The sequence below is a fragment of the Methyloversatilis discipulorum genome (assembly GCF_000527135.1).
Taxonomy (GTDB): Bacteria; Pseudomonadota; Gammaproteobacteria; order Burkholderiales; family Rhodocyclaceae; genus Methyloversatilis; species Methyloversatilis discipulorum.
This window is the reverse complement of record NZ_AZUP01000001.1, coordinates 1,003,241-1,016,520: the sequence shown is the minus strand read 5'-3', so window position 1 is coordinate 1,016,520 and position 13,280 is coordinate 1,003,241. Positions and strand designations below refer to the sequence as shown.

Below are 13,280 nucleotides of genomic sequence, written 5' to 3'. Positions count from 1 at the left end.
CATGCCTCGCAGCACACCCGTGGTGCGGCGCAGCGCACGGATGAAGTGCATCGACGCTGCATGCAACTTTTTTTCATACAAAGTCTAAAGACGGCGGCAAGCGGGCCGAGAAGGTGTTCATTCCCCTTCAAGAAGGAAGCTGCCCATGTTCGGTCTGAACCGCTCCCGCAAGGCCTTCGAGTCGCTGTCTGCACTGATCGTGAGCTGTCGTGACAGCAATCGCACGCTGGCCAGTCCGCCAGCCGGATTGCCTGAACCGCTGGCGTCGTCATTGCGTGCGATGGCGGAACGCGAAGCACGCATGCAGGCTGAACTGGATGCCTTGCGTGCCTTGCCCGGGCAGCTCGCGCAGATGCGCGACGCGCTTGCCGAGCAGGAAGCACAGACCGGACAGGCCCGCGCGGACGCCGAGCGCGCCGCCCGCGATGCCGACGCGCTGCGTGACGAAGCCGCACAGGCGCGCGCGCAGGCCGATGCGCTGAAAGCCGACATGGCGCAGCGCGATCTGGCGCAGTCGGCACTGACCGAAGGCACCTGGACCTACGACATCGTCGATGGCGACCCCGACCACGCCGACAATCGCGTGCGCTGGTCCGACCAGCTGCGTGGCCTGCTCGGTGCCAGCCGCAACGAATTTCCCGACACCTGGGACAGCTGGCTCGCCGTGCTGCATCCGGACGACAAGAACCGCGTGATCGACGCCTTCAACGCTCACCTGACCGACAGCAGCGGCCGTACGCCCTATGTGTGCGAGTACCGCCTGCGCCACCGCACGCGCGGCTACATCTGGTTCCGCGAACGGGCGGCCACGGTGCGCGATGCCAATGGTCGAGCGCTGCAGTCGGCCGGTGCGCTGCGCGACATTTCAGATGAGAAGCAGGCGCAGGAACTGCAGCGCGACCAGCGCGCCAAGATGGAGGACAGCATGCAGCAGATCCTGTCCATCTCCGGCGTCATCAACGAGATTTCGAAGCGCACCAATCTGCTGGCGCTCAATGCCAGCATCGAGGCGGCGCGTGCCGGCGAGGTCGGGCGCGGCTTTGCCGTCGTGGCGGAAGAGGTGGCCAAGCTGGCGCTGCAGACCTCGAACGCGACCAGCGAAATCGTCAAGATGGCGGAAACCCAGCGTGCGCTGAGCGGCGCCGAGAGCTGAAGTCGGTCGGCGTCAGGCCTGCACGGTGCCGCCGATCAGGCTGGCGCTGCGCTGCAGCCGGCGGAACAGTTCGAGGCCTTCCGGCCAGGCGCCGTGGCCGGATTCAGTGTTCACGTGACCGGCATTGCCCAGATCGACCAGCTGCGCGCCCCAGCGCTCGGCCCAGCTGGCGGCCGTCAGGAACTTCATCCACGGGTCGTTGCGACTGGCGGCAACAACAGCCGGGAAGGGGAAGGGCGTGGCCGGGATGCGTTCGCTGATGCCGAACTTGTCCGGGCTGGCCGGCGCGACGAAGAGCGCGCCGGCGATGCGTTCCGCCACCGTCTGTGCGGCAACCGCGGACGCGAGGCAGCCGAAGCTGTGGGCGACCAGCCAGACGCGGCCCGGCGCCAGCCGCACCGCGTCGACGACACGCGCCGACCACAGATCGATATCCGGCTGCGACCAGTCCGCCTGCTCGACGCGCGTGGCGCCGAGCAGCGGCTCGATCCAGCTCTGCCAGTGTTCAGGGCCGCTGCCGTTGAGGCCGGGCACCACCAGTACGCTGTCCATTCGGTGATCCAGTTACTCTCTATATATATGCTCAGGGCGTGACCGCCACGCCGGCGGTGCGGCGCGCCAGCGCGGTGTCGGTGCGCAGGATGTCGACCACGTCGCCCATGATGCGGGCCGCTTCGTCGAGCAGTACGTCGCGCGCTGCCTTGCGCGACTGTTCGGCCGCCAGTTCGGCGCCGAGCGCGCGCTCGCCGGCCTGCAGGCCGTCGTCGCGTATCGGTTCGGCGTCGGCGCCCTCGCGCGACTGCGTGCGGGCCTTCAGGCGCGCTTCCTGCGCTTCGCGCTCCTTCTTCCGCTCGGCTGCATTGAGCGAAATCTCGGTGCGCTTGCGCAGCGCCTCGTTCTCGGCGAGATCTTCCAGCAGTTCGCGATAGCCCTTGTCCTGGGACACGCGCGCCTGATGGCGGGCGGACAGCAGCGGCAGCAGTTCCTGCGGCTTGCCGGCAGGGCGGAAATCGGCCGGTGCGATCTGCGTCCACGGCAGCGGGTTGTCGTAGCTCGACTCGCCGATGCGTTCGTGGTCCATCGTCTGCGCCAGCGGGATGTCCGGCGTGACGCCGCGCAACTGCGTGGTGCCGCCATTGACGCGGAAGAACTGGGCGACCGTCATTTTCAGTTCGCCATAGGTCGGCTTTTCGCTCTTGGCCATTTCGTCCATGTCGAGCAGGGTCTGCACCGTGCCCTTGCCGAAGCTGGTTTCGCCGATCACGACGCCGCGGCCGTAATCCTGGATCGCGGCGGCGAAGATTTCCGAGGCCGAGGCCGAGGCGCGGTTGATCAGCACGCCCACCGGGCCGTCCCAGGCGACACCGGCATCGTTGTCCTTCTCGACCCGGATCTGCCCCTTCGGATTGCGCTGCTGCACCACCGGGCCGCTGTCGATGAACAGGCCGGTCAGCCGGATCGCCTCGTCGAGCGAACCGCCGCCGTTGTTGCGCAGGTCGATCAGCACCGCGCCCACCTTCTCCGCCTTCAGTTCGGCCAGCAGCTTCGCCACGTCGCGGCTGGCGCTGCGGTAGTCGGCGTCGGCGCGCGACTTCGCTTCGACGTCCTGGTAGAAGGTCGGCAGCGTGATGACGCCCACCTTCTGGCCGCCGGCGTCGATCACCGATTTTGCCGCCGCCTGCTTCTCCAGCTTGATGGTGTCGCGCACCAGCTTGATCCGCTTCGGCTTCACGTCCGGGCCGGCGTCGGCCGGCAGGATGTCGAGCACGACCGTGGTGTCCTTGGTGCCGCGGATCAACGTGACCACGTCATCGACGCGCCAGCCGAGCACGTCGGCCATCGGCGTCGCTTCGTCCTTGGCGACGCCGACGATGCGGTCGCCGATCTTGATCTGCTCCGAACGCGCAGCCGGACCGCCGGCAACCAGTTCGCGGATGGTCACGTACTCGTCGCGTTCCTGCAGCACGGCGCCGATACCGACCAGCGACAGCTTCATGTTGATGGCGAAATCCTCGGCCGCGCGCGGTCCGAGGTAGCTGGTATGCGGCTCGATCGACTCGGCATAGGCGTTCATGAAGAGCTGGAACACGTCATCGCTCTTCGCCCGGTTCGAATTGGTCAGCGCCAGGTCGTAGCGCTTGCCCAGCGTTTCGCGGATGGCCGCGTCGTCCTTGCCGGCCAGCTTCAGCCGCAGCCAGTCGTTCTTGACCCGCTTGCGCCAGAGGTCGCGCAGCTCGTCTTCCGACTTCGCCCAGGGCACGTCGGTACGCACGTAGCGGTAGCTTTCGTTCTGTTCGAAGTCGAAGCCCTTGTCGAGCAGCGCGCGCGCTTCAGTCAGGCGGTCGCGCAGGCGCTGCGAATAGCGGGCGTAGATGGCGAACGGCGCCGCCAGGTTCTGCTGGCGGATGGCGTCGTCGAGCAGCAGGCGTACCGAGTTGAAGGTGTCGATGTCCGACTGCATGAAGTACACGCGGTCCGGGTCCAGCGTCTTCAGGTAGCGGTCGAGGATCTTCGACGACAGCGCGTCGTCCAGCGGCACGTTCTGATAGTGGAAGCGTGACAACAGTTCGGCGCTCGCCTGGGCTGCCAGTGCGTGCGCTTCGACCGGGCGCAGCAGCGGCGTGGGGGCTGCAGGTGTTGCAGCGTGCAACGTCGAACTGGTCGAGACGACGATGCCGATCAACAGGCAGAGGGATTTCAGTTTCATCAGACGTGCTCCGGCGCGTGCGCAAACAAGGAAGTAAGTATGTGCCATCGACCTCGAACAGCGGCCGTTTGTTCGGCGACCGGTGTGAAAGTGTCCGGGTCGGGGCGTTTTTTCATCCTCGTCTGGCACTCGCGGGGCGCCGGCGCCTCAGTGCTGGGCGCCGGTGCCTGCGCGGGTACGGCGGCCCGTCGTTGCCTGTCGCGGCCGGTGCGGCTGCGAGTTGAAGCTGGATTTCATCGTGTGAGCTCCGTCTGCGTGCATGGACGGCGCCACTCTAGACACGCGCCGTTGCGGCGCGAACCACGAAGATCTGCTTAGCTTATTTCTCTGTCGGTGAAATGCTTATCGATGCAGCAGCTCGGTCGCGCCGCAGCGGCCGATGCCATTCAGCCCCAGCCGCCGAGCGTGCGTGCGTGTTCGGCGTCGAGGCGTACCTTCAGTGCGTCGCACAGTTCGCCGATCTCGGCCGATACGTCGCGCCAGCCCTGCTTGCCGACCGAGGTGGCGAACACATCGGACACCACGGATGCGTGGTACGGCCCGCCGAGAAAGCGGAACACCGAGCGGAAGCTGCGCTCCGGGTGCAGTACCGCGTCCTCGTACTGCAGCGCGATCACCCGCGGGTCGCGGTCCAGGCCGAGGTCGAAGAACACGCGGTTGCGCATGTACCAGTACAGGCAGCCACACTCCTCATCGCTCAGCGATTCACTGTACAGCTCGCGAATCAGTGCCACCGTGTCGTCGGCAATGCGCAGACCGCGCGGTCCGAGGTGGGACAGCTTGCCCTGCGACACCAGCCGCATCATGTTCTTCTGGTGGCTGCCCCAGCTGCGGATCGACGAATTCACCGCGTCCTCGTAGCGCCGGTACACCCAGATCGCGCGCGAATTGTCGAAACGGTCGAGCAGGGCGTCGGTGAACTGCGAATCGAGGATGCTGCCGAAGCTCACGTAAGGCGCCGGTGCTAAATCGATCAGCCGGTCAATGACCGCATGCGAGCGCAGCGAATAGCGTTCGAAGGCGATCGAGAAATCGGCTTCCGGGTAGTCCCAGCCGTGCGGCGAATTGCCAATCGCGCGGCACACCATCTGCGTGCCCGAGCGGTTCGAGCCACTGATGAAGACGGGCCGCTTCGTGCGTACCGGGTGCAGCGTGAGCGTGCGGGCAATGCGTTTTCCGGCCCGTTCCAGCTGGATGCTGCCGTGGCGCAGCAGGCGCTCGGGCGTGATGCGAGACAGGCGGCGCGCAAGACCCGAAGCCAGCGTGCGGGCATCGTCACGGACGGGGGCGGTGTAGGCGCTGGAAGCATCGCGGAGTGAAGGCATGGTCAGGATCCGCTCAGTGCGTTGGCAGCCGATGCCGCCGGAGTGGAGGCTTCGATCTCAGCCAATGCGGTCAGCCGGGCGAAGCCCTGTTCGAGCGCTTCGTCGAAGCGGCTCTCCAGCGCGGCGTGTACGCCGCGCAGCGAGCCGACTACTTCGCCTGCCCACAGCAGATAACGCAGCCGCCGTTCGAGCGACCAGTGAGCCGGCGGGTTGTGGGTGACGTCTCGCACATTGGCGATCTTGTCGGCGAGGCGCACGAGCCGCGCGCGCTCGCTGTAGTCGCGTGCGAGCAGGATCTGCAGCGCCTTGCGTTCGGGCTTGGGCAGCGTCATGTCGTCAGTCAGTTCGGCCACCACGGCGGCGACCTCTGTGCCAAACAGGCTTTCCAGCTCGGTGACATGGGTATCGGTGTCCTCCAGCGTGTCGTGCAGAAGCGCGGCGGCCAGAGTGTCCGGGTCAGCGATGCCGCCTTCGCGGGCGAGGATGTCGGCCACCGAAATCGGATGATTGATGTAGGGCGACATGTCGGCACTCTTGCGCAGCTGACCGCTGTGCTTGAGCGCGGCGAAATTCAGTGCGGCGAACAGCCGGGCGAGCGGGGGCGAGAAGTCCATGGATGCGTGCCCTCAGATCGATTTGAGCGCGACCAGCAGGCCCGAGCACAGCAGAAAGCCGTTGAAGGCTCTCGCGTAGCCCTGATTGCTGATCCGTTTGAAGATGAATTCGTTGGCGAACAGGTACACCGCGACACCGGCCGCGGCGTAGATCAGGCTCTTGCCCAGCTGCGCGTGGGATTCGGGGCGCGTGATGGTCAGCGTCGCCAGCTGGAAGGCGGCGAACAGCACGTATGCGGCCGCGATGGTTGCGCGCGCCACCTCCTTGCCATGATTCATCTGCTGCACGCGCATGCTGAGCAGGGAACCGCCCAGATTGGTGAGGCCGTGCATCACGCCGATGCACACCAGCCAGGTGCGCTCGAAGCGTGCGGTGCGGTCGATCGCGACGCGCAGGGCAGGCCACTGGTTCTTCAGTGCGAACAGAAGAAGCAGAGCGGCGATCAGCAGGCCGAAGCTCTGGCCGGCACGCAGCGCGACGATGAGGAAGAGCACGATGCACGGTACGGTCCATAGCAGGATGCCGCGGATGAAGTGCACATCGACGCTGCGCGCGTCGCGCGCGATCTGCGACAGGCTGATGCCGATCGAGATCGGCAACAGCGTCGCCAGCACCGTCGGGTAGTCATAACCCATCACGATGAGGATGGGCGTGCCGAACAGCAGCACGCCCACGCCGAACACCGACTGCACCAGCGCGACGGCAACGATGGGGATGAACAGCAGTGGCTCGATCGTATTCATGCCGCCTTGTCCGCAGTAAAGGTTTCCGGATAGCCCATGTCGCGGGCAATGCTCCGCAGCGACGGCAGCACGCGTTCGATGCGTTCGCGGTGCGCGTGCTGCCGCCATTTTTCAAGACGGATCTCGAACAGCGGGTCGTAGGGCTTGTCGAGCAGTGCCTTCGCATGGCGCTCGATGCGCGCGTCGAAGGGCAGTTCGAGGCGGTCGAAGATTTCGAAGATGCCCTCGGTCGGCTCACGCACGATGTCCTCGTAGAACACCTCTATCCACTGCTCGGCCGGGATCTGCCTCTTTGCGTCGAGAATGGCGCGATGGATGGCTTCGTACTGGAAGGCGCATACCTCCTCGACCGGCGACTTCAGGTAATTGCGCCAGCCGCGAGGCAGGTAGTGGCACCAGCGTGTGTAGCGGCCGTCGTCAACCGCAACCTTGGCCGGCAGATCGCGCGCCCAGCTGCCGAAGCGCTCCCGCATGCCCCAGCCTTCGATCATCGAGTTCAGCGTGTCGCCCGGATTGCGCTTGATATAGACGAAGGTGGCGTCCGGGAACAGCGCGTGAAGGTAGGGCACGGCCAGACCGTGCTGGTTATTCTTGTCGACGAAGCGGGTGCGCCCGGTGTGTGCGTAGAAGTAGCGGGTGATCAGGTCGCGGTCGGCGTCCGTCGCATCGGCCGCCTCCAGCACGTGGCTTTCCCAGTTCTTGTCCGACGGGTGGTGAAGAGAATCCCATACGGCATAGATTTCCCGGTTCAGCGAGCCGATGGCCGACGATTCGGTCAGCGTCTTGTAAAGCATCTGGGTGCCGGAGCGGCTGCCGCTGACGACGAACACCGGCCGCTCGGCGCGCAGCCGGGTGCGGTCCCACCAGGCGCCGCGCAGATCGGTCAGCGTCTTCTTCGCGTGATGGCGGACCGTCTTGCCCACCTTGAGCCAGAACTGTCCCATCGTGTCAGTTGCCCGCCTGCTCATGCGTGAAACAGCGGCTGGCCCGCTTTCAGTTCGGCGCTGATCATGTCCTGCACGATGCCGCGTACATACCAGTCCGGCAGCGGTTCGCCACGCAGCAGCGAATCGCGCACGCGGGTTCCGCTGATCGAGTGGGCGTCGTCGGTCACGCCGCTTTCGTAGGCGCCGGTGGCCGGGTTGTAGCCGATGGCGTCGAAGAACACCGGGGTGACTCCGGTGTCGCCCAGTTCGTCGAACAGTGCGCGATAGGTGCGGTCGTCGTAGAAGTCGCCGACACCAGCGTGATTGCGACCGACGATGAAGTGGCTGCAGCCGATGTTCTTGCGGCACAGAGCATTGAATACCGCCTCGCGTGGGCCGGCATAGCGCGGATAGGTGGCGAGTGCGCCGAGCAGTACCTTGCCGTTGGGGTAGATGCCGAAGTCGATCAGCATCTGGTAGCTGCGGATGAGTGGGCGGGGAAGGAAGTCGCCCGGTTTCTTCGGGCCGACCACCGGATTGATGAAAAGGCCGTCGGCATTGGTGCGCTCAAGCGCCTCCAGTTGCAGGTGTTCATGCACGCGGTGGCTGATGTTGCGGCCGTGGAAGGCCACCACCTTGCTCCAGCCCTTGTGCGCAAAGATGAAGCGGCTTTGCCTCGGCGTCAGCTCGAATTCGCGCCAGGGCGACGGACGCTCCTCGATCAGCGTGATGTCGCCGCCGACGAACCAGTCGCCGTTGCGCAGCACGCGCGCCACACCCGGGTGGTCGGACGAGGTGGTGCCGAAGGCGAGCTGCGACAGTTCGGCGAGGTCGTAGCGGTAGATCTGCGTCACGTCGAGCACCGCGTGGGCGTCGCCGCGGTCGTCGGTGAGCACCACGCGCTGACCCGGCGACAGCCGACGTGCCTGCGCTTCGTCGACCTGCAGGATGAGCGGCACCGTCCACGCCGTGTCGTCGGGCAGGCGGTTGCGATGCAGCACGCTGTGCAGCGTATCGCGGTCCATGAAGCCAGTCAGCGGTGAGAAGGTGCCGACGCCGATCTGCTGGCAGTCGAGCAGTTCGGTGTCGCGCACCGCCAGCCTCGGCAGCGCGGCAAGATCATCGATGGCCGCTGCCGCACTGACGCGATTGACCAGCACGCCGCCATGCGGCTCGATCAGCAGCGAGGTCGGATCGGTGGGCGTGTAGACCAGCGTGTCCTTGTGCGCCGCCGGAAGGCGCTCGTTCAGCACGCGGAACTCGCGGATGAGCTTGACGATCATCGCTACGCAGCCGACCGGGTCCTTGCCGATTGCGGTTTCCGCCGCCAGTACCAGTCCGTCGGCGCCGTCGAGCAGCGTGTTCACCACGTCATTCACCTCGGCCCGTGTGGGCTTGGGGGCGGTGATCATCGATTCGAGCAGATTGGTGGCGACGTAGACCTTGCGCTTGCGCGCCTGACCGCGCGCGATGATGAGCTTCTGCAGCCGTGGAATGCGCTCGATCGGCTCCTGGCGAGACAGGTCGCCGCGGTCGATCAGCAGCGCGTTCGACTTTTCGGCGATCTCGTCCAGATTGATCAAGCCGTTGCGGCATTCGATCTTGGAGATGAGGAAGGTGTCGTCGCCGACCAGCGCCCGCACCTGGTCCACGTCCGAACCGCGATTGGCGAAGGACAGCGCCACGTGGCGGATGCCGACCGAGCGGCCGTACTCCAGTGCCGCGATGTCCTTTGCTGTCAGCGTGTCGAGCGGGATGTCACGCTCGACGGTAACCGCCTTGTTCTGGCCGATCACGCCGCCGTGCAGCACGCGCATCGTCACCTTGGCGTCGTCGCGCGAGATCACCTGCACCAGCACTGAATTGAAGTCGATGCTGATGAAGTCGCCGACTTCCAGCTTGTCGATCACGTCCTCCGGGTAGAGATTGAAGTTGAACGCGTCGCCGGGTACGCGCAGCTTGTGCGCATGCACGACGCTGTTCTCGCGTACCGCGATCTCGCCGTTCAGCATATCGCCGGTGCGGATCTGCGCGCCCTCGGTGTCGAGGCAGATCGGCACCGCGGTGCGGCTGCGGATGTAGTCGATCACGCGCGGCAGGTCCTGCAGCTTGGTGTGCGACAGGTTGATGCGGAAAAGATTGACGCCCAGTTCCTCCAGCCGTGCGAGCACGCGGTCGTTCAGCGATGCCGGGCCGAGGGTGCAGAGAATTTCCTTGTCGGTAGTGCTCATGTCGATGTCCTGTCTCGTGCAGTGGCCGAAGATGCGGCCCTGACTGTTGGATAGCAGGAGCCGTGCCACACCATGGCGATGACGTTTTCGTGACGGATTTGCGTATTTGCGCTGATGAGCGTGACGAAGTACCGCCTGTGCTGTGCGATTGCGCCCAGTGGTGCGGGTGGCGCTGCGGCGATTGCCACAGTCGGGCCGCCGTCTGCTGCGGCCGACTGTGTGCAATGCCAATTCAGAGGTCATTCCGTAGTGAGCAGGACTCATGCGGAGTGGACGTGCAGATGCCCACACCGGACGGGCCGGCGCGGGCGCTGCTGCGGGACGAGGTGGGTCTCAGGCTGTGGTGCGGGTACGCGCGACGTCGAGCAGGCCGTGCCGCTTGAGCTGGGTGCGCAGCACGTAGCGCGACACCGACAGTGCTTCGGCCGTATGGACCTGGTTGTGCCGGCAGGCTTCGAATGCAGTGCTCACCAGGAGTTTTTCGAGGGTGTCGTGCAGCTCGGGTACGTGCAGCTCGACCAGGCGCCGCAGGTCACCCGCGATGCGTTCGAGCAGTTGCGTCGGTGTGTCGGCGGGAGATGTCGGAGTTGGCTGCGCGGCGGGGGCGAGCGAAGCGTTGGCGAGGCGCAGGTCGTCGATGTCGACACGGCCGTCGCGGCTGACGATGAGCGCATAGTGGACGACGTTCTCGAGCTCACGGATATTGCCCGGCCAGTCATGCGCGACCAGCGCCTCGCGGGCGCGCGGTGTGAAACTGACGTCGGCGATGTCGAGCCGGCGCGCGTATTGCGCGGCGAAATAGTCGATCAGCGGCGGGATGTCGCCGCGGCGTTCGCGTAGAGGCGGCAGCTTGATCGGCGCCACATTGAGGCGGTAGTAGAGATCGGCGCGGAAGCGGCCGGCGTTCACTGCCCGCCACAGGTCCACGTTGGTGGCAGCGATCAGCCGCACATCCACCGGTATCGCGCTGCGCGAACCCAGGCGTACCACCTGCCGCTCCTGCAGCACGCGCAGCAGCTTCACCTGCAGCGCCGCCGGCATGTCACCGATCTCGTCGAGAAAGAGGGTGCCGCCGTTGGCCGCCTCGAACCATCCGGCGCGCGCGTGCGAAGCACCGGTATAGGCACCTGCTTCGTGGCCGAACAGCTCGGCGTCGATCAGCGCTTCGCTCAGCGCGCCGCAGTTGACGGCGACGAAGGGGCCGGCGCGACCGCTGACCGCGTGAACGTGTCGTGCCACCAGTTCCTTGCCGGTACCGGTCTCGCCGATGATCATCGCCGTCACTTCGCGTGCCGCGATCAGCTCAATGTCGGACAGCAGCGCGGTCGACGCCGGGTCCTCGAACACCAGCGCGGTGGCACGTATCGACAGCGCCATCTCCTCCGGTCGGGCGAAGGTGAGGCGCTTTCCGTTCTGCAGTGCGGCGTTGTGGCTCATCGGGCGGGGCGCGGTCCGGTTCAGCGGCGGGTGACGATCTGGTCGTAGATGCCGCCGTCGGCGAAGTGAGTCTTCTGCACCGCATCCCAGCCGCCCAGCTTTGCCTCGACCGTGAATGTGCTCACCGGCGGGAACTGCTTGGCGTACTTCTTCAGCGCCGCCTCGCTGCGCGGGCGGAAGTGGTGACGGGCAATGATGTCCTGGCCTTCGGCCGAGTACAGGTACTGCAGATAGGCCTCTGCCTGCCTGCGTGTGGCGCGCTTGTCGACCACCTTGTCGACCACGGCCACCGGGGCGGCCGCCTCGATCGACAGCGAGGGATAGACGATGTCGAACTGGTCGCCGCCCAGTTCCTTGTCCAGCAGTACCGCCTCGTTCTCGAAGGTGACCAGAACGTCGCCGATGCCGCGCTGGGTGAAGGTGGTGGTGGCGCCGCGGCCACCGCCGTCGAGCACCGGCACGTTGGCGAACAGCTTGCTGACGAAGTCCTTGGCCGCCGCCTCGTCGTTCGCCTTGTTCAGCGCATAGCCCCAGGCGGCGAGATAGGTGTAGCGGCCATTGCCCGAGGTTTTCGGGTTGGGCACGATCACCTGCAGACCAGCGCGGGTCAGGTCGGACCAGTCCTTGATCGCCTTCGGATTGCCCTTGCGCACCAGGAATACGGTGGTCGTGGTGTAGGGCGTCGCGTCGTTCGGCAGGCGCTTGCGCCAGTCGGCCGATACCAGACCGTTCTTCACCAGGATGTCGATGTCCGGTGACTGGTTCATCGTCACCACGTCGGCTTCCAGTCCGCCGATCACGGCGCCGGCCTGCTTGCTCGATCCGCCGTGCGACTGGTTCAGCGTCAGCGTGTCGCCCGACTGGGTCTTCCAGTGCGCGGCGAACGCCGGGTTGATGTCCTTGTACAGCTCGCGCGACACGTCGTAGCTCACGTTGAGCAGTGTGGTCTGCGCCCGCACCGGCAGCGCAACGGTGACCAGTGCGAGCAGGGCGGCGGAAATCAGGGTTGTGCGGCGGGTGTGCATGATGGCTCCGGTGGAATCGAGAACACGCAGCCTAGGCAGTCGGGCAGGGCGCGTGAACCAACAAGAAACGATGTGCTTATCAGGGATTCGGGAATGCTGCGGCCGGCGCGGGATGACCGAGCGCATAGCCCTGGCCGAGGCGCACCCCGGCCGCGCGTACCCGGGCGAGCATGGCGTTGCTGCCGATGCGGCGGACGATGAGCTCGATGCCGTGACGGGCGCAGGTCTTCGCGTGCTGCGGCAGATCGCGCAGCGTGTCGTCGCGCCCGGCGTCGAGCTTGACGAAATCCGGCCGGACGTGGCGCAGCAGTTCGTCCAGCTGCGCTGCGTTCAACAGATTCACGCCGATGCGATAGCCGTTGTAGCGGTAGTTCAGCATCACGTAGGCCAGCATCGCGAAGTCGCTGGTCATGGCGTCGGGCGATTCGATGATCACCTTGCGGCGCTCGATCTTCAGCGCCGACAGCACACGTCCGAAGGCGCTGCCGTGGTCTTCGCCGACGGCCAGCATCAGGCGGCCGTGGACGTTCAGGAAGAGGCTTCCAGTGTTGCCTGGGCGACCGAAGTAGTTCAGCACATGAAGCGTCCGGCACAGGCGGTCGAGCTCTATCAGCGCGTCGTCCTCCGCCGCGTTGGCGAACAGGTTCCACGGCGACAGATCGCCGCCGGTGGCGTCGAAGGAGCGGACGAAGGCCTCATGACCGGCCAGCGCGCCATCGTCCAGCCGACGCAGCGGCTGGAACACGGAGGACAGGCTGCTGCGCATGAAGCGGCCGGCCACGCGACCATCGGGCGTCGCCCACAGTGGGTGATCGCCGTCGGCGATGCGCGGCAGCGCGCAAAGGTAGCGCTCGAGCGCCGACCGGGTGGTGTCGACGGTGTTCATGGTGTCTCCGGGAAGGGCAAGCGGCGCGCGAGTGTCATTCGACCAGCAGCCAGGTGCGGTAGAGCAGGGCGATGCCCAAGGCGAAGATCACAGCCGCCAGGAGTTTGTCGCCGAGCGGGAGCGGTTCGGGGGCCTCGGGGCGTTTTTCGGGCCGGCGCAGCCGGCGGCGTCCAAGGAAGTTCATGGCCACGAATCTATGCGGCCGACGTCAGCGGTCAAACCAATTAATCCT

Annotated in this window: 12 protein-coding genes; 1 reads left to right on the top strand and 11 read right to left on the bottom strand. The window is 65.9% G+C overall.

All coding sequences use genetic code 11. From position 1 onward, the window contains the following. The first annotated feature begins 145 nt into the window (after positions 1 to 145). Positions 146 to 1,153 (top strand): methyl-accepting chemotaxis protein, encoded by a 1,008-nt coding sequence (locus tag METFAM1_RS21315; RefSeq protein ID WP_019918416.1) that lies wholly within the window; start codon positions 146 to 148, stop codon positions 1,151 to 1,153. A gap of 12 nt (positions 1,154 to 1,165) precedes the next feature. On the opposite strand, the gene METFAM1_RS0104580 is transcribed toward METFAM1_RS21315, so the two are convergent. From METFAM1_RS0104580 to METFAM1_RS20770, 11 genes are all read right to left on the bottom strand, one after another. Further along, a complete protein-coding gene (locus tag METFAM1_RS0104580) occupies positions 1,166 to 1,705 on the bottom strand; it encodes an RBBP9/YdeN family alpha/beta hydrolase (RefSeq protein WP_019918415.1) in 540 nt (179 codons plus the stop codon). A 31-nt stretch (positions 1,706 to 1,736) separates the two neighbouring features. Continuing rightward, positions 1,737 to 3,860, bottom strand: a complete 2,124-nt coding sequence (locus METFAM1_RS0104575) for a carboxy terminal-processing peptidase (protein WP_019918414.1) — start codon at positions 3,858 to 3,860, stop codon at positions 1,737 to 1,739. Positions 3,861 to 4,246: 386 nt separating this feature from the next. Then, positions 4,247 to 5,185 (bottom strand): sulfotransferase family protein, encoded by a 939-nt coding sequence (locus METFAM1_RS0104570; RefSeq protein ID WP_019918413.1) that lies wholly within the window; start codon positions 5,183 to 5,185, stop codon positions 4,247 to 4,249. 2 nt (positions 5,186 to 5,187) lie between these two features. After that, the gene (locus METFAM1_RS0104565) at positions 5,188 to 5,799 is read right to left on the bottom strand and encodes an HD domain-containing protein (protein WP_019918411.1); all 612 of its coding nucleotides are present in this window, start codon (positions 5,797 to 5,799) and stop codon (positions 5,188 to 5,190) included. Positions 5,800 to 5,811: 12 nt separating this feature from the next. Then, entirely contained in the window at positions 5,812 to 6,543 is a 732-nt protein-coding gene (locus tag METFAM1_RS0104560) for a TSUP family transporter (RefSeq protein ID WP_019918407.1), read from the bottom strand. Next, positions 6,540 to 7,487: a sulfotransferase family protein gene (locus METFAM1_RS0104555; RefSeq protein ID WP_019918406.1), complete on the bottom strand. Its 948-nt coding sequence runs from the start codon at positions 7,485 to 7,487 to the stop codon at positions 6,540 to 6,542. Before METFAM1_RS0104555 ends, METFAM1_RS0104560 begins: the two co-directional genes overlap by 4 nt. Before the next feature lie 20 nt (positions 7,488 to 7,507). Beyond that, complete coding sequence (locus tag METFAM1_RS20330) at positions 7,508 to 9,700, bottom strand: pyruvate kinase (RefSeq protein ID WP_024300464.1); 2,193 nt, start codon at positions 9,698 to 9,700, stop codon at positions 7,508 to 7,510. A 333-nt stretch (positions 9,701 to 10,033) separates the two neighbouring features. Then, positions 10,034 to 11,137: a sigma-54 interaction domain-containing protein gene (locus METFAM1_RS0104545; protein ID WP_019918403.1), complete on the bottom strand. Its 1,104-nt coding sequence runs from the start codon at positions 11,135 to 11,137 to the stop codon at positions 10,034 to 10,036. Between the two features lie 20 nt (positions 11,138 to 11,157). Next, positions 11,158 to 12,162, bottom strand: a complete 1,005-nt coding sequence (locus tag METFAM1_RS0104540; protein ID WP_019918402.1) for a sulfate ABC transporter substrate-binding protein — start codon at positions 12,160 to 12,162, stop codon at positions 11,158 to 11,160. 79 nt (positions 12,163 to 12,241) lie between these two features. After that, a complete protein-coding gene (locus METFAM1_RS0104535) occupies positions 12,242 to 13,048 on the bottom strand; it encodes an EAL domain-containing protein (RefSeq protein ID WP_019918401.1) in 807 nt (268 codons plus the stop codon). A 34-nt stretch (positions 13,049 to 13,082) separates the two neighbouring features. After that, positions 13,083 to 13,238: a hypothetical protein gene (locus METFAM1_RS20770; RefSeq protein WP_157256665.1), complete on the bottom strand. Its 156-nt coding sequence runs from the start codon at positions 13,236 to 13,238 to the stop codon at positions 13,083 to 13,085. Positions 13,239 to 13,280: the final 42 nt, after the last annotated feature.

Excerpts from the sequence above, each read along its gene's own strand:
- METFAM1_RS0104560 (WP_019918407.1), bottom strand. The coding sequence starts at position 6,543 with ATGAATACGATCGAGCCACTGCTGTTCATCCCCATCGTTGCCGTCGCG.
- METFAM1_RS0104555 (WP_019918406.1), bottom strand. The coding sequence starts at position 7,487 with ATGGGACAGTTCTGGCTCAAGGTGGGCAAGACGGTCCGCCATCACGCG.
- METFAM1_RS0104565 (WP_019918411.1), bottom strand. The coding sequence starts at position 5,799 with ATGGACTTCTCGCCCCCGCTCGCCCGGCTGTTCGCCGCACTGAATTTC.
- METFAM1_RS0104540 (WP_019918402.1), bottom strand. The coding sequence starts at position 12,162 with ATGCACACCCGCCGCACAACCCTGATTTCCGCCGCCCTGCTCGCACTG.
- METFAM1_RS0104545 (WP_019918403.1), bottom strand. The coding sequence starts at position 11,137 with ATGAGCCACAACGCCGCACTGCAGAACGGAAAGCGCCTCACCTTCGCC.
- METFAM1_RS0104570 (WP_019918413.1), bottom strand. The coding sequence starts at position 5,185 with ATGCCTTCACTCCGCGATGCTTCCAGCGCCTACACCGCCCCCGTCCGT.
- METFAM1_RS0104575 (WP_019918414.1), bottom strand. The coding sequence starts at position 3,860 with ATGAAACTGAAATCCCTCTGCCTGTTGATCGGCATCGTCGTCTCGACC.
- METFAM1_RS20330 (WP_024300464.1), bottom strand. The coding sequence starts at position 9,700 with ATGAGCACTACCGACAAGGAAATTCTCTGCACCCTCGGCCCGGCATCG.
- METFAM1_RS21315 (WP_019918416.1), top strand. The coding sequence starts at position 146 with ATGTTCGGTCTGAACCGCTCCCGCAAGGCCTTCGAGTCGCTGTCTGCA.
- METFAM1_RS0104580 (WP_019918415.1), bottom strand. The coding sequence starts at position 1,705 with ATGGACAGCGTACTGGTGGTGCCCGGCCTCAACGGCAGCGGCCCTGAA.
- METFAM1_RS0104535 (WP_019918401.1), bottom strand. The coding sequence starts at position 13,048 with ATGAACACCGTCGACACCACCCGGTCGGCGCTCGAGCGCTACCTTTGC.